At 64.0% G+C, this 21,752-nt stretch carries 22 protein-coding genes; 18 read left to right on the forward strand and 4 right to left on the reverse strand.

The window, feature by feature from the left end; genetic code table 11:
• Positions 1-54 precede the first annotated feature (54 nt).
• A complete protein-coding gene (locus J3481_RS00265; protein ID WP_206830427.1) occupies positions 55-1,098 on the reverse strand; it encodes a YkvI family membrane protein in 1,044 nt (347 codons plus the stop codon).
• 172 nt (positions 1,099-1,270) lie between these two features.
• On the opposite strand from J3481_RS00265, the gene J3481_RS00270 reads away from it, so the two are divergent.
• Positions 1,271-2,074 carry an undecaprenyl-diphosphate phosphatase gene (locus J3481_RS00270; RefSeq protein ID WP_206830428.1) on the forward strand — a complete coding sequence of 268 codons (804 nt, stop codon included), beginning with the start codon at positions 1,271-1,273 and terminating at the stop codon, positions 2,072-2,074.
• A gap of 68 nt (positions 2,075-2,142) precedes the next feature.
• Here the strand turns inward: J3481_RS00270 and ylbJ are convergent, their stop codons facing one another.
• Positions 2,143-3,432 carry a sporulation integral membrane protein YlbJ gene (gene ylbJ / locus J3481_RS00275; RefSeq protein WP_206830429.1) on the reverse strand — a complete coding sequence of 430 codons (1,290 nt, stop codon included), beginning with the start codon at positions 3,430-3,432 and terminating at the stop codon, positions 2,143-2,145.
• A 124-nt stretch (positions 3,433-3,556) separates the two neighbouring features.
• Between ylbJ and J3481_RS00280 the strand changes: the two genes are divergently transcribed.
• The 8 genes from J3481_RS00280 to ku all read left to right on the forward strand — a co-directional run bounded on the left by J3481_RS00280 (position 3,557) and on the right by ku (position 12,703).
• On the forward strand, positions 3,557-3,919 hold the full coding sequence (locus J3481_RS00280) for a nucleotide pyrophosphohydrolase (RefSeq protein WP_206830430.1): 363 nt from the start codon (positions 3,557-3,559) through the stop codon (positions 3,917-3,919).
• Positions 3,912-4,640, forward strand: a complete 729-nt coding sequence (gene dapB / locus J3481_RS00285) for a 4-hydroxy-tetrahydrodipicolinate reductase (protein WP_206830431.1) — start codon at positions 3,912-3,914, stop codon at positions 4,638-4,640. The genes J3481_RS00280 and dapB overlap by 8 nt, the downstream gene beginning before the upstream one ends.
• A 32-nt stretch (positions 4,641-4,672) precedes the next feature.
• Positions 4,673-5,827 carry an N-acetyl-alpha-D-glucosaminyl L-malate synthase BshA gene (gene bshA, locus J3481_RS00290; RefSeq protein WP_206830432.1) on the forward strand — a complete coding sequence of 385 codons (1,155 nt, stop codon included), beginning with the start codon at positions 4,673-4,675 and terminating at the stop codon, positions 5,825-5,827.
• A 4-nt stretch (positions 5,828-5,831) separates the two neighbouring features.
• A complete protein-coding gene (locus J3481_RS00295; protein WP_206830537.1) occupies positions 5,832-7,019 on the forward strand; it encodes a tRNA cytidylyltransferase in 1,188 nt (395 codons plus the stop codon).
• Entirely contained in the window at positions 7,006-8,007 is a 1,002-nt protein-coding gene (locus J3481_RS00300) for a biotin--[acetyl-CoA-carboxylase] ligase (RefSeq protein ID WP_206830433.1), read from the forward strand. Before J3481_RS00295 ends, J3481_RS00300 begins: the two co-directional genes overlap by 14 nt.
• A gap of 91 nt (positions 8,008-8,098) precedes the next feature.
• Entirely contained in the window at positions 8,099-8,971 is an 873-nt protein-coding gene (locus J3481_RS00305; protein WP_206830434.1) for a tetratricopeptide repeat protein, read from the forward strand.
• A 19-nt stretch (positions 8,972-8,990) separates the two neighbouring features.
• Positions 8,991-11,849, forward strand: coding sequence for a helicase C-terminal domain-containing protein (locus tag J3481_RS00310; protein WP_206830435.1), 2,859 nt, complete (start codon positions 8,991-8,993; stop codon positions 11,847-11,849).
• Between the two features lie 29 nt (positions 11,850-11,878).
• Positions 11,879-12,703, forward strand: coding sequence for a non-homologous end joining protein Ku (gene ku / locus J3481_RS00315; protein WP_206830436.1), 825 nt, complete (start codon positions 11,879-11,881; stop codon positions 12,701-12,703).
• A 5-nt stretch (positions 12,704-12,708) separates the two neighbouring features.
• On the opposite strand, the gene J3481_RS00320 is transcribed toward ku, so the two are convergent.
• Positions 12,709-13,653: an ATP-dependent DNA ligase gene (locus J3481_RS00320; RefSeq protein WP_206830437.1), complete on the reverse strand. Its 945-nt coding sequence runs from the start codon at positions 13,651-13,653 to the stop codon at positions 12,709-12,711.
• A 61-nt stretch (positions 13,654-13,714) separates the two neighbouring features.
• On the opposite strand from J3481_RS00320, the gene ligD reads away from it, so the two are divergent.
• From ligD to J3481_RS00340, 4 genes are read left to right on the forward strand one after another with little or no spacing between them, the layout of a single operon-like run.
• A complete protein-coding gene (gene ligD / locus J3481_RS00325; protein ID WP_206830438.1) occupies positions 13,715-14,632 on the forward strand; it encodes a non-homologous end-joining DNA ligase LigD in 918 nt (305 codons plus the stop codon).
• 35 nt (positions 14,633-14,667) lie between these two features.
• Entirely contained in the window at positions 14,668-15,465 is a 798-nt protein-coding gene (gene mtnP, locus J3481_RS00330; RefSeq protein ID WP_206830439.1) for an S-methyl-5'-thioadenosine phosphorylase, read from the forward strand.
• Positions 15,462-16,508, forward strand: a complete 1,047-nt coding sequence (mtnA, locus tag J3481_RS00335) for an S-methyl-5-thioribose-1-phosphate isomerase (RefSeq protein WP_206830440.1) — start codon at positions 15,462-15,464, stop codon at positions 16,506-16,508. Before mtnP ends, mtnA begins: the two co-directional genes overlap by 4 nt.
• A gap of 5 nt (positions 16,509-16,513) precedes the next feature.
• The gene (locus J3481_RS00340) at positions 16,514-17,830 is read left to right on the forward strand and encodes an amidohydrolase (RefSeq protein ID WP_206830441.1); all 1,317 of its coding nucleotides are present in this window, start codon (positions 16,514-16,516) and stop codon (positions 17,828-17,830) included.
• Here J3481_RS00340 and J3481_RS00345 read toward each other — a convergent pair.
• Complete coding sequence (locus J3481_RS00345) at positions 17,827-18,000, reverse strand: hypothetical protein (RefSeq protein ID WP_206830442.1); 174 nt, start codon at positions 17,998-18,000, stop codon at positions 17,827-17,829. The genes J3481_RS00340 and J3481_RS00345 overlap by 4 nt on opposite strands.
• An 89-nt stretch (positions 18,001-18,089) precedes the next feature.
• Here J3481_RS00345 and surE point away from each other — a divergent pair, with 89 nt between their 5' ends.
• The 5 genes from surE (at position 18,090) to J3481_RS00370 (ending at position 21,702) form a co-directional block, all read left to right on the forward strand.
• The gene (gene surE / locus J3481_RS00350; RefSeq protein ID WP_236010920.1) at positions 18,090-18,845 is read left to right on the forward strand and encodes a 5'/3'-nucleotidase SurE; all 756 of its coding nucleotides are present in this window, start codon (positions 18,090-18,092) and stop codon (positions 18,843-18,845) included.
• Between the two features lie 16 nt (positions 18,846-18,861).
• The gene (locus J3481_RS00355; RefSeq protein ID WP_206830444.1) at positions 18,862-19,041 is read left to right on the forward strand and encodes a YpmA family protein; all 180 of its coding nucleotides are present in this window, start codon (positions 18,862-18,864) and stop codon (positions 19,039-19,041) included.
• A complete protein-coding gene (locus tag J3481_RS00360; RefSeq protein ID WP_206830445.1) occupies positions 19,038-19,550 on the forward strand; it encodes a hypothetical protein in 513 nt (170 codons plus the stop codon). The genes J3481_RS00355 and J3481_RS00360 overlap by 4 nt, the downstream gene beginning before the upstream one ends.
• Before the next feature lie 104 nt (positions 19,551-19,654).
• Positions 19,655-20,194 carry a hypothetical protein gene (locus J3481_RS00365; protein WP_206830446.1) on the forward strand — a complete coding sequence of 180 codons (540 nt, stop codon included), beginning with the start codon at positions 19,655-19,657 and terminating at the stop codon, positions 20,192-20,194.
• Entirely contained in the window at positions 20,191-21,702 is a 1,512-nt protein-coding gene (locus J3481_RS00370) for an ATP-dependent metallopeptidase FtsH/Yme1/Tma family protein (RefSeq protein WP_206830447.1), read from the forward strand. The genes J3481_RS00365 and J3481_RS00370 overlap by 4 nt, the downstream gene beginning before the upstream one ends.
• Positions 21,703-21,752: the final 50 nt, after the last annotated feature.

Genomic DNA, 21,752 nt, shown 5'->3' on the forward strand with positions numbered 1-21,752 from the left:
GTACGTGACTCCCTTGGCGCGACGCTGGTACTATGAGCCATTATACGGGCGAGATCACGGCGTCTTCAACGGCTGCGCGAAGGTCAACACGGTGAGGAGCCAGAGGGCCATCCACCCGAATGCCGTGTATCCATATTGAACAATGGCCCGAAATCCAAACGCTGTAAAGATGGCGCACGCGCAGAGAATCAGGCCCGCGGCGGCCAAACGCCTTCCATGCGTGGAGGGGCGCTCGCCAAGCACGCTGTAGAGATTCCCGACGAGTGTGGAATAGATTTCCCCAAAGAGGACCGCGATAAACAAAAGCGATACGGCCCGCGGGTATCCGAGCGCGATGTGGCCCATGGGTACGGCGTATTGATACGCCTCGGGGGCATGCGCAAAAAGGGTCGCGGTCACGGCCAGAAGCAAAATGCCGAGCCCGGCCGCGCCGATAAGCGCGCCGTTTCTCAGCGCCGCGGGCTCTTGAATCCGCCCGCCGAGGGGCACAAGCACGCCGACGGATAAGCCCACATTCATGGCTGCGTACACGAACGCCGACGTGATGGCCGGCCAAATGGCCCCCGGATTGGCGGGCGGATGGAGGATCGCCGGGCGGTTCGCGGGTTCGGCGAAGTTGATGAGCCCAATGCCCGCGGCGAAGATGCAGAGCGACGGGACGATCGCGGCGTTGGCGCCCACAAGCCCGCGAACGCCGAAAGCCGAGGTCGCGGCCGTCACGGCGATGGCGCAAGCCACGCCGAGCGCATACGGCGCGTGCAGCTGTTCGCGAAAGAGCGCGCCGGTACCTGCCAGCATGGCGATGGTCGTTCCCAGGAGCATCGCCACAATGAGGGCGTCGACGGCGCGAGCCAACCACGGCGGGAGCATACGCGCCGTGAGGTCCCGGAAGGACGTGGCGCGGCACTCGGCGCCGAGCGCGAGCAATCGGTGGCCCCACCAGGCGAACAGGCCGGTGGCGAGAAGGATTCCGAGATACCCCCACGCACCAAATCGCCCAAAGAATTGGTAGACTTCCTGCCCCGACGCGAACCCAGCCCCGACGACCGTGCCAATGTAGACGGCGGCAATTTGAAAGGCGAGCTTCGCTCCCCTCATCCTGCGTTCCTCCTCGCCAACCTGTCCTTGTCGATACATCGTATGGAAGACGTCTTGCAGACATGCCGTCTATGGTCGCTGGACATGTTCCGCTGAGCCCGTCCATATACATCTAGGGGCTGTGTGGACGCAGTCATTGCGGAGGGAGGTTGTCCATCGAGGGGGAACGTCGATGACGTACGGCGAAGCCGTGCTGTTTGGAGCGGTGCAGGGACTGACGGAGTTTTTGCCCATCTCAAGTTCCGGTCATATCGTCCTGTTGGAGAAGTTGCTCCACGTCGACGTGGAGCGAAATACCGCGTTCATTCTCATGCTTCATGTGGGAACCCTGTTTGCCGTCTTGTACGCGATGCGAAGGGAAGTCCGTTGGCTCATCCAGCATCCTCGGGCTAGGGAGACGTGGATGCTTGTTGTGGCGCTCTTGCCCACGGCCGTGATCGGCGCGCTGTTTGAGGAGTGGTTCGACGATCTGTTTGCCTCAGGCGTGACCATCGGCCTCGAGTTCCTCTTGACCGGCGTCGTGCTGTGGTGGATGGACGCCATCGACGCGGGCAAGAAGAACGAATCGACCATGACGGTGGCGGACAGTCTGTGGATTGGGGCGCTGCAGGGCGCAGCCATCCTGCCGGCGCTGTCGCGTTCGGGGCTAACCATCGCGGGGGGGCTGTGGCGGGGGCTCGATCGGGCGGCCGCGACGAGGTTTTCGTTTCTGTTGTCCATTCCTGCGATTTTGGGCGGCGCTCTCGTCAAGCTTGACGATCTCGTCGAAGCCCACGGCGCCGTGGCCCTTTCGTCCGGTCCTATGATCGCGGGCATGTTGGCCGCGCTCGCCATGGGATACCTGTCGGTGCGATGGACGGCTTCGCTCGTCGCCCGCACCAAAATGCGCTGGTTCGCGCTCTATGCGTTCGCCTTGGCGGCTTGGATTCTGTTCGATCAGTTGGTGCAACACCGATTCTTTCCTCCTCTTGCGTGACCCGTTCATAGCCCGCAAAAACGGCCAGGCATCGCTTGTGTGCGATCCCTGGCCGTTTTCGGCTGCGCTCAGCCCTGCGAGCGAACGAAAAACGCGACGACGCGAATGCGCCGCAGCAGAAACGCCAGCGCGGACAAGCAGGTGAGAACGCCCAGAATGGCGATCCACCATTCCAGACTGCTCGACATCGCGTGCGTGAACGCAGGCCAAAATCCGTTTTGGCCGAGCGCCGCCGATGTCGCCGGCAAGTGATGGGCCAGGTGGGCCATGGCGCCTTGCGGAGCGCGTCCCACACCGAGCGCGTACAGGGCGACCGTGAGAAAAGCCGCCAATGCTGCATGCAGGAAGCGCGCCAGGAAATACGGGCGCATGCGAATGTCGGTCTGCGTCAGCACGCTCGCGACCTGCGCATGAACACTCAGGCCGCTCCACGCGATGATCCCGCTGACGAGCGCGAGCTTTTGAACGAGTGGCGCCGGTACGGCGGCGGTCTGCGCGCTACCGATGTCGAGCTCGAGAACGCCGGCCAACGTTGGCTGAACCAGGCCTGTGTGGATGCCGAACAGGCGGTACAGTTCCATGAGCGGCCACCCCAGAACCGCCATCACTCCGCTGACTTCGAGGATTTCGATCACGACGGCAAAGAACACGATGAACCCGGAAATCATGAGGATGGTTTGGACCGATTCGCTCACGGCGTTGCCGAGCAGCTTGCCGAAGGGCCGTCCGTCTTCTGCGCGCGCAGCCAACATCTCGCGGTACGCGCGGGCGAACAGATTGCCCTTGGGCCTTACTTCTTCGCGCTCTTTCACTTCCCGCAGATGGTCGGGATCGCGCCTCCCCCAGAATTTGAACGCCACGCCGACCAGAAACGAGGAAATGTAGTGCGCGATGGCGAACAGAGCTCCGAGGGCCGGAGACTTGAACATCCCGACGGCCACAGCGCCGAACATGAACAGCGGATCCGCCGTGTTGGTGAAGGCGAGCAACCGCTCTCCCTCGATGCGCGTGCACTGCTTGGTCTGTCGAAACCGCGCCGTGATGACCGCGTCCATCGGGTATCCGGCGGCCAGCCCCATCGATAGGGCGAACGCGCCGACGCCCGGCACGCTGAAGAGCGGCTGCATCAGCGGTTCGAGAAGCACGCCGAAGCCGCGGACCACGCCGAGTCCAAGGAGCAGCTCGGAGACGATGAAGAACGGCAAGAGCGAGGGAATGATGATCTCCCAGCATACCTTGAGTCCTTGCATGCCGGCTTCGTACCCGACCTTGGGATACATCACGAGTGCCAGGGTGAACACGACGGCCATCGCGGCCAAGAGGACTGTGCTCTTCTGTCCGCGTCTCTCTGTTTGCAAGGGCGCTTCCCTCCTTTTGCGAAGCCCGGTTCGGGCCCGAGATGGTCCATACATGCTTATGACAAGCCCCGGCTTTTATGTGTACGAGAGCCGGTTCGGTATAATGGGTGTCGCGAGGAGGAGAATGGGTGTGGAGCTGTCTCAGGTCCAGCAGGAAGTTCACCAGTACATATCTCAATTTAAGGAAGGTTATTTTCAACCGATGACATTGGTCGTCCGGCTCGCGGAGGAACTCGGCGAACTGGCGCGCGAAATCAACCATCATTACGGGGAAAAGCCGAAGAAAGCGGACGAGCCGGAGGGGGACATCGCGCTCGAAATCGGCGATATCCTGTTTGTGTTGACGTGCCTCGCGAATCGGCTTGAGATCGACCTCAGCGATGCCTTCGCGGCGACGATGGACAAGTTCCGCACGCGCGATCGCGACCGCTGGACTCGCTGGGACCGCGAAGCAGAGGCAAAGGACGGGGGGCGAGTCGATGAATAGACCAGATGGAATTCGGGTGGCCTTGGCTGGCGCGATGGGCCGCATGGGACAGGCGGCGCTCGAGGCGCTGCAACGGGAAGACGATCTGCATCTCTGCGGCCTGTTGGTGCGCCGCGCGAACGAGGAAGCCGAACGGCGGCTCTCGCCGTACGGCGCCGTGTATGACGATCCCGAAAAGCTCCTGGACACCGAAAGGCCGGACGTATGGGTGGATCTCACGGGGCCCGAGTCGGTCGTGCGCCACGTGGACCTCGCGCTCTCGCGCGGTGTGCGCCCCGTCGTGGGGGCGACCGGTTACAGCGACGACGACGTGCGTCGCTGGGAACGGACGGCGCGCGAGCGGCAAATCGGAGGAGCGGTGTGTCCGAATTTCGCGATTGGCGCCCTGCTGATGATGCGCTTCGCGCGCGAAGCCGCCCGCTTCATGCCGCGCGCCGAGATCGTCGAGCTCCATCACGACGGCAAGCGGGACAAGCCGTCCGGCACGTCGCTTCGCACCCGAGCCATGATGGACGTGGACTACGAGGTTCCCATCCACAGTGTGCGCCTGCCAGGTCTCGTCGCGCATCAGGAAGTGATCTTCGGCGGCGCTGGCGAGGTGCTGACCATCCGCCACGACTCGCTCAGCAGGGAAAGTTTCATGCCCGGTCTCATCGAGGCCATCAGGCGCGTGATGCAGATGCGGGAGCTGGTGTACGGATTGGACAAGCTGTTGTGGTGAGGAAGAGCACCTGGCAGAAAGGAGATGCGCCGTTGCGCGTGGGAATCAGTTGTTACCCGACGGTGGGCGGCTCGGGGGCCGTGGCGACGGAGCTCGGAAAGGCGCTCGCGCGCCGGGGACACGAGGTGCACTTCATCGTCACCGACGTGCCGTTTCGGCTTGGGGCGTTCGTGGAACACGTGTACATCCACCAGATTGAGCCCATCACGTATCCTGTCCTGAAGACGCCGCCCTACGACTTCGCGCTCGCCAGCCTGATGGCGCGCGTGGCGGATGAGTACCAATTGGACGTCCTTCACGCGCACTATGCCCTTCCGTTCGCCGTATGCGCACACCTGGCGCGCGAGATGGCCCGGCACCCAATTCGGGTGGTGACCACGCTTCACGGCACCGACATCACGGTGCTCGCCCAGGACCAGAGCCTGAAATCCATCATCAAGCTTGGCATGGAGCGGAGCGACGCGGTCACGGCGGTCAGTCAGAGTCTGGTCCGGGACACTGCCCGGCTGTTTGAGACCGACAAGCCCATCCGCTGCATTTACAATTTTGTGGATCCGGACGTGTTTCGCCCCGGGTGTGGTGGGGAGCTGAAGCGACATTTCGCGCCCAACGGCGAACGCGTGCTGCTCCACATCTCCAATTTTCGGCCTGTGAAACGCCTGCGCGACGTGATCGCCATCTTTGAGCGCGTGGCGCAACGAATTCCGGCAAAGCTGCTGTTGGTCGGTGAAGGGCCCGATCTGGGGGTGGCCAAGCGCCAGGTGGAGGAAGCGGGGCTCGCCGACCGAGTTCATTTTTTGGGGCGCCAGGATGAGGTCGCGCCGCTTTTTGCCGCGGCCGATCTGTTTCTTTTGCCTTCGGAGAGCGAGAGCTTCGGCCTGGTCGCCCTCGAGGCCATGGCGTGCGGCGTGCCCGTGGTGGGTTCGACCGCCGGCGGCATCCCTGAGGTGGTGGAGCACGGTGTGACAGGATATCTTGCGCCGGTCGGGCGCGTCGACGAAATGGCCGAGCTCGCCTGCCGGATTCTTTTGGATGAGGCCACTTACCGGGCGTTTTCCGTCCAGGCCCGCGAGCGCGCGGTTCGGGAGTTTCATGTCGATCAGAAGGTGAGCGAGTACGAGGCTTTGTACCGCGAGGTGATGGCGGCTGAACGCGGCGAGACAGCTCATCCCCGAGCCGGCACTTGAAGTGATGGAGACGCTGGAGCGCGCTGGGCATCGCGCCTATCTCGTGGGCGGCGCGGTGCGGGATCTCCTGCTGGGATCCACGCCGTTCGATTTGGACGTCGCGACCAGTGCTCGGCCGGAGGAAGTCAAGTCTCTCTTTGGGAGAACCATCGACACGGGCGTCCGGCACGGTACCGTCTCCGTGCACGTCGCGGGACGTTGGATCGAGGTGACCACGTTCCGGACCGAGGGACCCTATGGAGACGGCCGGCGCCCCGACTATGTGCATTACGTGGACGACGTCCAGGCTGATCTCGCCCGGCGCGATTTCACCATCAACGCGATGGCGTTGGACGCGCGCGGCCAATTGATCGATCCGTTTGACGGGCGGGGCGATCTCAGCCGCCGGGTGTTGAGAGCGGTGGGGGATCCCGCCGCGCGGTTCCGCGAAGACGGGCTCCGCCTGGTGCGCGCCGTGCGGTTCCTCGTCCAGTTTGACCTCACGTGCGATCCCGCCACCGAGGCCGCGCTGTTCGACACAGCGGACGCCATCCGGCCTATCGCCTGGCAGCGAATTGGGAAAGAATTGGAGCGCCTGGCACATGCGCCGTGGCACGAACACCTCGAATGGCTGACGTCTGTGCCGCTGTGGCAACAAAAGGGTGAGCCGCTCGCGTGGCTCGCCGAGGGGTGGACATGGCTGGCCGCGCAGGGCCCGTTCACCGTGGCGCCTCCCAAGGGCTGGCCCAGCGTGGCGCTTTGGTTCGTCGGGGTGGACGACGCACCGGCGCGTGCGCGCGCGTTCGCAGAAGCCATGGCGTACGGAAAGGACGTGGGCCGGCGCGTGGAGGGCGCGGTGCGACTGGTGCAAGCGTGGCTGCGTGGAGAAGACGCTCTGTCTCCGGAGAGGCTGTACGACGCGGGGCGCGCCTCTTGCCTGATGGCCGTCGCGATGGTGCCTTTCCTCGTGCGCGGTGACGTGTTCGAAACGGCGAGATGGAAACGGGCCGTGGCCGCTCAGCCGCTGTGGGATCGGTCCCATCTCGCGCTGTCGGCGAGGGAGCTCATCGCCATGGGGCTCAGCGGCGAGGAGATTGGACGCTGTCAACAGAACCTGGTGCGCCGGATTCTTCGTGGCGAGATCGAGAACGAACCCGATGCTCTGCGCCGCGAAGTGATGGCGCGGTGGAAGGGATGCGATGGCCATGGATGATACCCGCGTGCGGGATCAACTGATTGAGGCGTTTGTGAACGCCGAGGGTCCTATCTCCGGCGAAGAATTGAGCCATCGATTTGGGCTTTCACGAACGGCTATCTGGAAACACATCAAGTCGCTTGAACCGTTGGGATTTGTGATCGAAGCGTCCCCGCGCGTCGGCTACCGCGCGGTTCACATTCCGGATGAGTTGATGGCACCGCTCGTCCGACCTCACCTGCCCCCTGACTGCTTGTTGGGCTCCCCCATTCTCTGGGAGGCGTCGCGCGCTTCGACGAACGATACGGCGCTCGAACTCGCTCAGAAGGGGCTGCCGCACGGGGCGGTGATCACCGCGGGAGAACAGACGGGCGGAAGGGGACGGCGCGATCGCGCTTGGGCGTCGCCGCGCGGCGGGATGTGGTTCTCCGTCTTTGTCCGGAACCCGTGCCCGTTGCGCCACGCGCCGGACCTCACGCTGCTCGCAGCGCTCGCGGTGTGCCGTGCGCTGCGCCATGAGGGCGTGCCGGTCGAAATCAAGTGGCCGAACGACCTTTTGATCCGCGGCAGGAAGACGGGAGGCATTCTGGCGCAGATCCGGGCCGAGGGTGAACTGGTGGATCACGCGGTCATCGGCATCGGACTGAATGCAAACTTTCCCATCGATCTGCTGCCCGCGGAAATCCGGCATCGCGCGACCACCATCCTCCATGAGACGGGACGGCCCATCCATCGGCCCAAAGTGTTGGCTCGCGTGTTGACGGAACTCGACCGCCTGTACCGCGATCTGCGAGATGGGCGCGGATTTCAGGTCGTCTACGACGAATGGATCGCCCTTTGCTCGACCGTCGGACAAGAGGTGGAGGTGGCCGTCGGGGATGAGCGCTTACGGGGCAAGGCCCGCGAGGTGTTGCCCGACGGAAGCTTGGTATTGGAGACGTCACCGGGCGTGACGCGGACGGTCGTGAGCGGCGAGGTGTTGTTCTCCGATCGCGAGCAGGTCTAGCTCCACCCGTCAGGATTCCCCGGTCCACGCGCGCTTTTCCGGGCATGTTCGCCTTCTGCAAGCCAACCCTAGCGGCGAGGGGGCGATGGGCATGACCGGATGGTCGGACGGAGCGAGTTGGAGGCTTTGGCGCCTTCAGTCGGCGGTGGCGGAAGCCCAGGGTGCGCTTGAACTGGGCTTATACAATCGGGCAAGGCGGGCGCTCGCTCGCGCCATTGCCCTCGGTTGGCGCACGAGTTTGGCGTATGCCGATCTCGCGAGAGCCTGCGCGGGCGAAGGTCGATGGAGCGAGGCGATGCGCGCGGTCGAAGAGGGCTGGCGGTACGCCCGCTCAAGCGGGGACGCGTTCGATTTGCTTCGCGTCTCGGGCTTGATTGCCTTTCGCCGCGGGGATTTCCTGCGCGCTGCGCATGCGTGGCAGCAGGCGCTTGTCCTCCAACCGGATTGGCTCGAAGGATGGTATCGATTGGGCGTCGCGTGTGCGGCAGCCGGGGCCTACCGAGAGGCGGAGGCTTTGTTTCGCGCGCTCGGCAGCCCGGAGGACGGACGGCCCTATGCCTGGGCAGCCGCATGCGCGTATTTGGGGAGGATGCCGCTCGCCGCTCGTCGCGACCTTCATTTGGCGGTCAGAGGCGGCGTATCCCGTCCCCAGGATGCGAGAGGGCTCGGCGCGATGGCGTTAGCCCTTGGGCAGCGAAGCTTGGCACTCGCCTTGGCGGACGTCTGCGAGACGGATGCGCGGTATGTGGCCGTCGCACTTGAGATTCGCGCCCTGATCGAGTGGATGGAAGGGGATCCTGCGTCCGCGGCGTGTCTCGCCAAAAAGGCTGTGACCCTCGCTGCGAAGAACGAGGCGGCGTCGTATCTGGCGATCGAAGCAGAGGCGTACGCAAACCTCGAGGCGGATGGGCACGGGGGCCCCGCGTCGAGTACAATGGACGCAAAGATCCGTGAGACAAACTGAGGGTGGGAGTGCGGCACACGTGGAATGGGTCATCGTGGATTTGGAGACGACGGGGCTGGATCCGGAGCGCGCCGAGATTCTGGAGATCGGCGCGCTTAGGGTGCGCGACGAAGAGGTCGTGGCGATGTTTCATACACTTGTGCGCCCCGAGCGTCCAATTCCCGATGAGATCACGCGATTGACGGGCCTGTCGGACGCAGACGTGGTGGGGGCGCCTTCTGAGCGCGAGGCCCTGACGCGATTTGCGTCGTTCGCGGGAGACGCGCCGATGGCCGCCCACCACTGGGCGTTTGATCGGAGCTTCTTGCGCCATCGCGCGGCGCGATACGGCCTTTCCATCGAGCCGGGGGACGGGCTGTGCACGTTGAATCTCGCTCGAATCCTGGCGCCGCGGCTGATGAGCCATCGGTTGGAGTATCTCGCCCGGCGCCTGCGTCTTGGCGCGGACACGAGCCACCGCGCGCTCGCGGACGCCAAGACCACGCATCAACTGCTTCTGCGCCTCGACGAAAAGGCTCGGCGCCTTCCGCCCGGCGTGATCGAGCTGCTTGCGGGCCTAGCTTCGCTCTACTCGCCGCTCACCGCGTCCTGGTTTCAACGTGTGGCCGAAAGGGTTGAGGCACATCAGGGCTTGCCACTCGAAGAACGACAGGGCCTCTACTACACGCGCCCAGCTCCTGTCCCGCGGACCGAAGACGAGGTGTCCGATTCCGCGGCTGACCGGCGCGGTCTGGACGAGATCGTGAAGAAGGCAAAAGACATGTTGGCGCCCGGAGGCCCGTTGGCATCCTGGATGCAAGGATTTGAGGCGCGTCCGGGACAACTGGCGATGGTGGAGGCGGTCGCGCAGGCACTGGCAGAGGGAAAACACGCGATGGTCGAGGCGGGGACAGGGACGGGCAAATCCCTCGCGTATCTGGTGCCGGCGGCGCTTGTCGCCATGACGACGGGTGAGCCCGTGGTCGTCAGCACGCATACCTTGTCGCTTCAGGATCAAATCGCGGAGCGGGATTTTCCGTTGCTTCGCCGGATCTTCGGGGACGACCTGCGCTTGGTCGTCCAGAAGGGCCGCAACAATTACGTCTGTCTGCGCAAGGTCCGAAGCGAGGCGCGCCTTTCGACCATGGCCACGCCGATCGACGACATCCAGGGCATCATGGCCCTCTTGGTCTGGCTGACCGAGACGCCCGACGGCACGCGGGAGACGTTGTCCAAATCGTCCGTCGGCGCGGGGCTTTGGGCTCGGGTGCAGAGCGAGAGCGAATCGTGCATCAACCGGCGCTGTCCGTTTTTCCACCCCTGCTACTACTTTCGCACCAAGCAGGCGGCCCAAGCTGCGCATCTCATCGTGACGAACCATTCGCTCGTCATGTCGGATCTCGCTTCGGAACACAGGGTGTTGCCCAAGTACCAGCACCTCGTCGTGGACGAAGCGCATCACCTCGAGGAACAGGCCACCAACCACCTGGGATTTGAGGTGCAAAGCGGAGGCATGGCTGCTCTGGCGCATCGCCTGGTGCGCGATCGCGGCCGGGCGGGCGTGCTGGCCGAGATCGCGCGCATGCTGGAGGAGCTTCACGTCGGCGGCCGCACGCTCGATCTCCTGGAAGAAGGCAAGGAATGGGTGGGTGCGCTCAGCGCGGAGGTGGATGCGGCGTTTCAGGCCATCGCGGGCTATGCATCGCAAGGTCAGACGGAGGTGCGCCTGGATGCGTCCTGGCGCAAGAGCGATTCCTTCCAGGCGTACCGCGAAGCGATGGAGCGCGCGCAGAGCGGGGTCAAGCGCCTCCAGGATCTGCGCCAGCGATTGCTGGAGCTGGTGAAGTCGCTGCCGTCGGACGATCACGTCGGGCGGGTCGTGGACGGGGCAGGCTTTCTCGGGAGTTGGCTCGACGGGATCGCGCGGATGCAGGCCGTCCTGGAAGAAGCGCCGGACGACGTCACCTGGGCCGAAGTTCAGTCCGCGGGAACCCGCGTGCGCGTGAGCTTGCACCGCGCGCCGGTCGACGTCGCGCGGGTGCTGAAGCAACACCTGTTTGATCCGATGCGATCCGTCATTCTGACCTCGGCCACGCTGGCCGTAAACGGCGAGTTCGAGTTCGCCATCCGGAAGCTTGGGCTGAAGGAGCACGCGGACCGAGAGCGGGTGGTTGCGCGAACGGTTCCATCTCCCTTTGCGATGGACAAGCAGGCGCGCCTTTTTGTGCCAAGCGACATTCCGGACATCGCGGCCGCGCCCGTGGAAGAAGCCGCGATCTGGCTGACGGCGTCCATCTCCCGCCTGGCCGAAGCTTCGCGCGGCCGAATGCTGGTTTTGTTCACCAGTCATGCGCTGCTTCGGGAGACCGCACGCATCGCCCGCGAGGCGCTGGCCGAGCGCGGGCTTTCTCTGCTCGCGCAGGACGTCGACGGAAGCCGCGCCGCGATGCTGGAAGCGTTCCGGGCGCATCCTGAGAGCGTCATGTTCGGCGCGCAGACGTTCTGGGAGGGCATCGACCTGCCGGGCGATCAGCTCACGTCTCTCGTCATCGTCCGCCTGCCTTTCGCTCCGCCGACGCACCCCGTCACGGCCGCCCGTCTGGAACGCCTGGAGGCGAGCGGACAGAACGCGTTTCGCGCGCTCAGCCTCCCGGAAGCGGTGGTGCGCTTTCGGCAGGGGGTGGGCCGCTTGATCCGCACGCAGCACGATCGCGGCGTGATCGTCGTGTTCGACAAGCGGATCGTGACCCAGCGATACGGATCAATGTTCTGGAAATCGATTCCCGGCCTGCGGCCCATCGTGCTCCCGGAACGGGATCTGGTGGGGGAGGTGCGGAAGTTTTTGCAAGCTGCGCCGGCTTCCTCCGAGCATGTGGCGCGCGCTTCGCTCTCACCCTAACCTCATCGGCGAGGAAGGGGATGAACCGAATGCACGCCATGTGGCGCGGGTCGGTGAGTTTTGGGCTGGTCAACATCCCCGTTCGGCTGTACAAGGCCACGGAGACGGGCGGGATCCATTTCCGGCAGTTGCACAAGGCCTGTCGGACGCCGATCTCGTACCGGAAGTTCTGTCCCCACTGTCAGGTGGAATTGAGTCAGGACGAGATCGTGCGGGGGTTCGAGTACGCCAAGGGCCAGTTTGTCGTGGTGGAAGACGACGATCTTCGCGAGCTTCAGGGGCGCCGCGCGGAAACCATCGATCTCGTCCAATTCGCCGACGCGGGCGAAATCGATCCTGTGATGTTCCAGGGCGCGTACTATCTTGCGCCCGAGGCGAGCGGAAAAAAGGCGTACCGCCTGTTATGGCGCGCGCTCCGGTCCTCGGGGCGCGTGGGCGTGGCCAGGATGACGCTCCGGAGCGTGGAATCGCTCGCTCTGGTGAGGGCGAGCGAGGCGGACGGAGAGGTGCTGACGGTGCACGCGCTCGCGTGGCCGGAGGACGTGCGCTCGACGGGCGAGCTGCCGTACGTGCGCGATCCGGTGGAGGTGGACGCGAACGAGCTCGAGGTGGCGGAGACGCTGATCCAGCAATTGACGCGCCCGTTCGTGCCGAGCGAGTACCGAGACGAGGGGAAAGCGCGTTTGCAGGCGTGGATCGCCGAGCGGCAGGGCGATGTCGCGTCGCAGCCGCCGGCGGCCCAGGCGGGCGGCGACGTGGTGGATCTGATGGAGGCGCTCAAGAAAAGCCTGCAGATGGCCAAACAGTCGGATCCAGGGCGGGATGGAAAGCGCCGAAAGCGCAAGACATCGTGAGCGATTCACGGATCGGCCTGCCTAAAGCCGCAGATCTCGGGCGTTGCGGGCAGTTCGAGCCGGCCCAAGAGCACCGGATGGCGCAGCGTCCGGCGATCCGTCCATCCGGTGTAGCGCACCTTGACGGCGACCGTGGGTTGCGCGAACCGGCACGAGCGGTTCGTCTTCGCAGCGCGAGCGAACGGAGACACTGGAATCTCGCGCGACAGAATGTGACGGACGAGATCGGCCCATTCGCTTGCATTCAGTCGACCGGAGCCCGCGTTGCCGATGTGGATAAGCCGGGCGCGCTCGTCGAAAAGCCCGAGCATCAGGGCGTTCGGGGCTCCGTCTCGGTAGGTCACCCCGCCCACCGCCGCGATGGCGTCGCGATGGTGCTTGACCTTCACCCAGCGCCCGTCCTGACCTCCGGGCAGATACGCCGAATCGGCTCGCTTACAGACGACGCCTTCGAGGCCCAATTGCTCGGTGGCTTCAAACAGGGCGGCGGTGTCCACCTCGGCGTGGCTCGGCAACACGTGTTCCACGCCCGCGAGGTGTTTGACCATCCAATCGAGCCGTTCGCGCAGGGGCCAATCCCCGATCCATCGGCCTCCGACTTTCACCACGTCGAACACGGCGTACCACACCGGCACGTCACCCATCATGCGCGCGATGTCATGCGCGGATGTCGTCTGGTCCCGGCGAAGGACCTGATAAAAGTCAGGTTTCCCGTTTGACAGCGCGATGACCTCTCCATCGAAGGCACATCCCTCGAAGGGCCTGAGCGCCTGAGCGATCTCCGGAAAGCGGTTGGTTCTTGGTCGCCCGCGGCGGTTCCAAAGGTGCACCCCATCGCCATCCACCTCCGCGACGGCGCGCACGCCGTCCCACTTGACCTGCGCGATCCACGCGTCTCCCGTAGGAACTTCGCGAGCTCGGATGGGTTCGAAGGGTCGAAAGAACGGCACTTGGAATTCCTCCATGATACGGCCGGCATGCGTTGCGCACGCTAGGCAAGAGGTGAAGCCTATGCGGCGGCAAGAGCCCGGGATTGGGATTTCAAACGGCGACAAGGTTTACTTTCCTGCGGCTGGCCTTTGCAAACGGGACTACATGGAGTATCTTCTCCAAATCGGCCCCTATTTGGTTCATCACCTGCAGAACCGGTCGGTCACGTTGGTTCGATGCCCCGACGGGGTCGAGGGGCGCCGATTTTACCAGCGGCACGTCCCACCACATGCCCCGCCGCACCTGCCGCGGTGGCCTGCCGAAGACGGACGTGGTCTCGTCGCCATTCCCGACGTCGAGACGCTTCTCTACTATGGAAACTTAGGCGCCATCGAGTTCCACGCGGGCCTGCACGAGTGCTCCGGCCCGAAGGCCGGCTGCCCCACGGCGCTGACGTTCGATCTCGACCCATCCGACCCAGATGACTTCGACCGCGTCCGGGAACTCGCCCTCCACCTGCGCGAGGTCCTTCGGGATCTGGGCCTCGACGCCGTCGCGAAAACCACCGGGGCCTCCGGGCTGCAACTGTTCGTGCCGCTCGACGAGCCGCTGCCGTACGCGATCACGCGCCCCGTCGTCCAGTTCATCGCCGCCTACTGCGCATCCAGGTGGCCCGCGTTGGCCACCATCGAGCGGCGTGTGCGCGATCGCGGCGTGCGGGTGTACGTCGACGCGCCGCAACACGGCCCGACCCGCACCCTCATTGCGGCATACAGCGCGCGGGCGGTGGCCGCGGCCCTGGCGTCGGTGCCCGTCACCTGGGACGAGCTTGAACGAGGCGCGTCGCCCCGCGACTTCAATCTCCAGCGAGTGCTGGGCCGCGTGTCGCACAGGGGCGACTGGATGGATCTCGCGCCGCGTCAACCGGCTTCCCGCGTGCGCGCGGTGTACGATGGGCTTCCCCCGTCTTGGCGACAAACGCGCGTCCGTCCATTATAATCGAGGACAAGACCCTAGGAGTGGAGGAACCGTTCATGCGCTATGGCATCATTGGCGGCACCGGCGTGTATCAAGCCGGCGATCTCCCGGACGCCGTCCGCGAACGTGTACATACCCCGTACGGGGACGTTGAGGTAACCGTAGGGGCTTACGAAGGCAAGGAGGTCGTGTTTCTCGCACGGCACGGCAGCGGCCACAGCGTGCCCCCGCACCGCGTGAACTATCGGGCCAACATTTGGGCGTTGAAACAACTGGGCGTCGAGACGGTCCTCGCGACCGCCGCCGTCGGCTCGCTCAATCGGCTGTTCCGGCCCGGCGATCTCGTCGTGATCGACGACGTGATCGACTGGACCAAGGGACGCCCCTCCACCTTTTTCGAGCAGGGCCCGGTCGTGCACATCGACTTTTCCGACCCGTACTGCGCTCGCGTGCGCAAGGGGCTGGTCGAGGTAGCGCGCGATCTCGGCCTCAGGTTGCATCACGGCGGCGTGTATGTGTGCGCGGAAGGCCCCAGGTTTGAGTCGAAGGCCGAGATCGCCATGTTCGCCCGCCTCGGCGGGGACGTGGTGGGCATGACGAGCATGCCGGAGGCCGCCCTGGCGAAAGAGGCGGAGATGTGTTATGCCACCGTGTGCATGGTGACCAACTGGGCAGCGGGCATGGCGGCGAAGCCGCTGTCGCACGAGGAGGTCCTCGAGGCGATGCGGGACAACGTGGCGGACATTCGGCGCCTGTTCTTCACCTATATCGCGCGCGACCAGGGCGTGCGGGATTGCGCGTGCAAGTCGGCGGTTTTGGGCCAGGTGCCGCTCGTGGGGGAGACAGAAGCGTGAGGGCCATCCAGTACCAGCCGGACAGGCTGGACTTGCTCGATCAGACGCGACTGCCTCATCAGGCGGTCTTTATCACCTGCCGTTCCGCGAAAGACGTGTACGAGGCCATCCGCTCGATGCGGGTCCGAGGCGCACCGGCCATCGGCGCGGCGGCCGCGTTCGGCCTGGCGCTCGAGGCGCGTCGAATCGACCCGGCGGAGGTGCGAACGCGCCTACCGGAAGTCGCCGCGTGGATGAAGACCGCACGCCCGACCGCCGTCAATCTGATGCAGGCCGTCGACGAGATGATGGAGGCGCTGGAGAACGCGCCGCCGGGATCGGAGGCGGACGTTCTGTACGAACGCGCGGTGGCCATCGCCGAACAAGATGTCCGGACCAACCGGCGCATCGGCGAGATCGGCGCCATGCGAATCGCTCGCCACGGCGGCCGCGTGTTGACGCATTGCAACACGGGTTCCCTCGCAACGGTGGAATATGGAACGGCGCTTGGCATCTTACGGGCGATGCGCGACGCAGGCACCCTTGAGCACGTGTACGTGGACGAAACGCGCCCCTATCTGCAGGGGGCGCGCCTGACGGCATACGAGCTGCAAGAAGAGGGGATTCCGTTTGACATCATCACGGATTCGACCGCCGGCTTCGCGATGAAGCTCGGCTGGATTGACGCCGTGATCGTGGGAGCTGACCGAATCGCCCAAAATGGGGACACGGCGAACAAAATCGGGACCTACGCGCTCGCCGTGTTGGCGGCCTATCACGGGATCCCGTTTTACGTGGCGGCGCCCACCACGACGGTTGACCTCGCCACGCCGTGCGGCGATGCCATCCCGATTGAAGAGCGCAGTGCGGAGGAAGTGACACACTGGATGGGCAAGCCCGTGGCTCCGGAGGGCGCCTCGGCGCGGCACCTGGCTTTCGATGTCACGCCGAATCACCTGATCACGGCCATCATCACCGAGGCGGGCGTGGCAGAGCCCCCGTATGCGGAGTCGCTGGCGCGGCTCTGCGAGAATCGTTACAGGAAGACGAAGTTGGAAGGATGAGGCGAATGGCACAGGAGCGCGCAGTCACGGTGCTCGAGGTCGGGGGTGCTATCGTGGACCGGCAGACGGTCTATCACGGGCCGGCGTACTTGGTGGTGGAAGGATCGACTATTGTCCGCCACGGCGAAGGGGAATATGTGCCCGAGCCCGGCGAGGCGGTCGTTCGGCGGTGGCGAAAGCGGGATCGAATCGCGATTCCGGGCCTGGTGAATGCGCATGGACATGCGGCCATGACGCTGTTGCGCGGCGTCGGAGACGATCTGCCGCTCATGACCTGGCTTGAGGAGCGCATTTTCCCCATCGAGGCGCGCCTCACCCGCGAGTGCGTATACTGGGGCACGCAACTCGCTTGTTGGGAGATGCTTCTGTCGGGGACGACGGCTTATGCCGATATGTACATGATGATGGACGATGCGGCACAGGCGGCGACCGAATCCGGCATGCGGGCGCTTTTGTCCATCGGACTTGCCGCCGCGGATAAAGAAGTGCAGGCGGAGAAGCTTCAGGCGAGCCGCGCGTTTGTGCAGGCCTGGCATGGGACGGCGGATGGGCGCATTCAGGTCGCGCTTGGCCCACATGCGCCTTACACGTGTCCCGAGCCGTTTCTGGCGCAAATTGCCGATCTCGCCGCCGAACTCGGCGTCGGCATCCAGATTCACCTGAGCGAGACGCGCGGGGAAGTGGACCAGTTCCTTTCGCAGGAGGGTCTTACGCCCATCGGGCTGGCGGAGCGCGCTGGGCTGTTCCAAGTTCCGACGCTCGCGGCCCACTGCGTTCACGCGACGCAGAACGACATCGAGATTTTGCGCGCCCACGATGTCCGCGTGGCTCACAACCCCCAGAGCAATCTGAAGCTGGGTTCCGGAATCATGCCGCTGCGGGACATGCTGATGCGCGGTGTGACGGTGGGGCTCGGCACCGACGGCGCAGCGAGCAACAACAACCTCGACATGTTCGAAGAACTTCGTCTGGCCGCGACCTTGCACAAGGGTGTGCAGGAAGATGCGACCGCCATTGACGCGGCAACCGCCTTCGCGCTCGCGACGGAGTGGGGCGCGCGCGCGCTGTTCCTGCCGGATGGCCACGGGACACTCCGTCCCGGGGCACCGTGTGATATTGTTCTGCTCGACGCGCGCTCGCCGCACTTCGCGCCATCCCACGATCTGCTGTCCGACGTCGTGTATGCCGCTGGGGCCGACGACGTGCGCGACGTGATCGTGGCGGGCGAGTGGGTGCTGCAAAACCGCGAACCCACCGCCCTGGACACGGAACGCATCCGCTACGAAGCCAGACGCCTTAAGTCGGCCCTGACCCAGGCTTAGTCGCGTTCCAGAGCGCTGTCGGTGCCGTCATCGGGATCCATCAACTTGTTGGGATCCAGCATGTCGGCCAGGGCGATGTCCATGTACGCCTCGAACACGAAGCGGCGGACGTCTTCGCGCAGGGCCTCCCGGTTGGTCCATTCGGGGAGCGTCTCATCGCGCTCTGTCATATGCCCACCTCCTGGTATCGTACTTCTAAGTATGAGCGATGCGCCGCGGTCGTATGAGGCGTGAGGTGATCAGAGAGGAGAACGTCGTCATGCGCATTCTGATCTGCAACGACGATGGCATCCAGGCCGCGGGGTTATTCGCGCTGGTCGAAGTCGCCGCGTCTTTTGGCGAGGTGATCGTGGCTGCTCCCGACAGGCAGCGCAGCGCGTCCAGCCACGGGATCAGTCTGCACCGCACCATCCGCGTGGAACGGCGCGAGGTTCCAGGCGCCACGGAAGCGTACGCCCTCTCCGGGACGCCCGTTGACTGTTGCAAGTGGGCGCTCGCTGTCCTCCATGCGGAGCGGCCGTTCGATCTCGTGTTGTCCGGGATCAACGCCGGTGCCAATCTCGCGACCGACGTACTGTATTCTGGGACGGTGGCCATCGCGGGCGAGGCAGCCTTGCAAGGCGTGAAAGCCCTCGCCCTGTCCCATGTGGGGCCACCGTTCGACTTTGCCTCAGCACAAGAGGCTTGTCGTCTGCTGATTCAGCTGGCCCTCGATCTTGAACTGCCTGCGGATACGTTCCTCAGCGCCAACATCCCCTTTGTGGGCCAAAAGCTTTGGGCTCGTTCCGACATCGTGTGGTGCGATCTCGGCGTGCGGAGGTACCACGACATCTTCTCGCGCGAACTCGACGTGGAAGGGCACGAAGTGTATCGTTATGGAGGAGATATCATTGATGAAGTCGGCGACGGGCTCGTCGACATCGGCGTGGTGCGTTCAGGCAAAATCAGTCTGACGCCCCTGCGTTATCACTTCACGGACGATCGATTTTTGCAGAACATGATATCTAGCTCTTGACGGCGGGTGGAATGGTTTGGATTCCAAATGGAGCGTCTATGCGACGATGGTGTGTTCAAATTCCGAGGACCTGTATCGACTCATCGATTTTTTAAACCGGAATCTGAAAGATAAGGACGTCATTTTCGGGATGGCGAAATCCGAGCAGCACCCCGGCAAGGTGCAGATCACCATCTACCGGACGGATGCCACATGACGAGGCGGAGGCTTTGGTGGACCTCGGTGCCGATCGCGATGGTCGTGATCGGCATCGCTGTCCTGGCGTACTTTTGGCGGCTCGAGAGCCCCTACTGGACGGCCGAACAGCAGGCCGCCATGTACGTGCTGAATCACACGCCGCTCGACCGCCTGGAGTCGTACAGCGTCTTCACGGCGGCCGGGGTGGAGGACGTATTCCGGGGCGAGGACGAATTTGGCCGCACATGGTTCGCCTTTTACATCCCGTCCATGCAGCGAGCTTTTGTGGTGCCCGCTTCTGCGGTGCTGCCGGAAAGCGAGATTCAACAGCGCGCCAGGGCGTGGGGCTTGCAGGTGGAGTCGGTGTCGCTCGGGTACGTGGCAAACGGAGCGGACGCCCCGACTTGGGCGAAATCTGGGACGGCTGTGTACGAGGTCATGGGTCGCTTGAACGGGCACCTGGCCTTTTTGTATTTCAACGCCGCCACGGGTCAGTTGCTGTGGCGCTACACGCTCGGGCGATCCTGAACAGCTGGAAGCGCGGGAAACAAGTGCGGCTGAACACATGTTCGGCGGCGTGTTATACTGTTGTCAGCAGCCGCACAGACCCGCGATAGAAGGGGGCGAGGTATTTGTCTCGCATCCGGATTGTGCCGATCTTCGTGACGGCGCTTTTGATGCTCGCACTTCTCATCGGCGGCTGGCAGGCCTATCAGCATTACAACTTGTTGAACCCGCTGAAACAAAGCCTGCAGTCGGTCGCCGGTGTGGAACAGGTGGATATCACGACAGGGAGTCCGGACGTGGTTCAGGTTCAACTGGGGCCGTTTCAGCAGCTGAAAGACGGGGATCTCCAGACCACGTACGACGCCATATCCGATGAGATAGAACGAAAACTGGGGGCGAATGTCAGCGTCCGCATCGGCGACGCGCATGAAGGACCTTTGACGCAGCTGTTTGAAAGCTCGTTTGAACTCTACATTCAGCAGGGTATCGCGAAACAGGATTACACGCAAATGGCCTCGGACGTGCAACGCCTTGCGAAAACGTATCATCTGGCGTGCCGCCTGACCATGGACAATTCCTACATTTACATCCAGCTGCAGCGCGGTCCCTACTATCTCTATCGCGTGATTCCTTACGCCTCGCGCACAGGGGGTGCGACGTCATGACCATGCGCGAATGGCTCATCGGCACGGGAATTGCTGTCGTCGCATTCTTGGGGATGCTTCACGTCATTCAAATCATCCCGGTTCTGTTCCTGGCGGGGCTCGGCGCGATGCTGTGGATCGTTTTGGACAGGCGGAACGCGCAATCTCCGGCAGGCCGGGATGTCTCGGCGCGCCCGAACGTATCGTTCGACGAAATCGGGGGTCAGGAGACCGCAAAGCGGGAACTGATGGAGGCGCTCGACTTCCTGCGGTATCGGGATCGCATCGCCCAGCTCGGGATTCGACCTATCAAAGGGATTCTTCTGACCGGACCCCCGGGCACCGGCAAAACGCTCATGGCAAAAGCCGCCGCGACCTACACCGACTCTGTCTTCTTGTCTGCGTCCGGTTCTGAGTTTGTCGAGATGTACGTCGGCGTGGGCGCGAGCCGGGTTCGCGATTTGTTCCGACGGGCGCGAGCCTTGGCCAAGCGAGAAAACAAGGACAGCGCCATCATCTTTTTGGACGAGATCGACGTGGTGGGCGGACGGCGCGGTCAGCACAGCCATCAGGAGTACGATCAGACGCTCAACCAGTTGCTGACGGAGATGGACGGCATGAACACGTCCCAACACCCGTTCGTCCTGGTGATGGCTGCGACCAACCGCCCGGATATGCTCGATCCTGCGTTGCTTCGGCCGGGCCGGTTCGATCGACAGATTCGCGTCGATCTGCCCGATAAGGAAGGTCGCCTACACATCCTCCGCATCCAGACGAAAAACAAACCCCTGGCGCCCGATGTGGATCTTGAGCACATCGCTCGCGAGACGTTCGGGTTTTCAGGGGCGCAATTGGAAGCCGTGGTCAACGAGGCCGCCATTATGGCGCTCCGAAACGGCGAATCGATGATTCGACAGGAGATGTTCCGGGACGCGGTGGACAAAGTTCTGATGGGCGAGAAGACGGGCCGCCGGCCTACGGACGAGGAATTGGAGCGCGTGGCGGTCCACGAGATCGGACACGCCATTGTCACCGAGATCCTTCGACCCGGCGCGGTTTCGCACATTACCATCGCGCCCCGCGGCCGAGCGCTCGGTTTTGTCCGCCAGATTCCGGAAGATGACCAGTATCTCTATACCAAAGAACAGTTGGAGCAGCAGATCGACATCGCGCTCGCGGGTTGCCTGGCGGAGGAGCTTCAATACGGCAACCGCAGCACAGGTGCCCAGAACGATTTTCAGCAGGCTTCGCAACTGGCCCGCACGATGGTGCGATGCGGATTGTCGAGGCTCGGCATTGTCGACGAAGAGCACCTTCCCGAACGGCTGTTGGAGCGCGAGGTTCGCCACATTCTCGCCGAACAGGAGCGTGTGACGCGGGAACTCTTGCGGCCGTACCAAGGCGAAATTGCTCGGCTCGCCAAGCAGGTGGTTCGGGACGAAAGCGTGGACGGCGCGGAGTTTCGCCGCTGGCTGCAGGGGCTCGCGCCAGCCGAACTGACGTCCGCGATGACCACGGCGACCGAGTGATGCCGCCCGCATTGGCGCAGGGGAGGTCAAGCCCCTGCGCTTTTCTGCTA

Source organism: Alicyclobacillus fructus, from assembly GCF_017329605.1.
GTDB classification, from domain to species: Bacteria; Bacillota; Bacilli; order Alicyclobacillales; family Alicyclobacillaceae; genus Alicyclobacillus; species Alicyclobacillus fructus.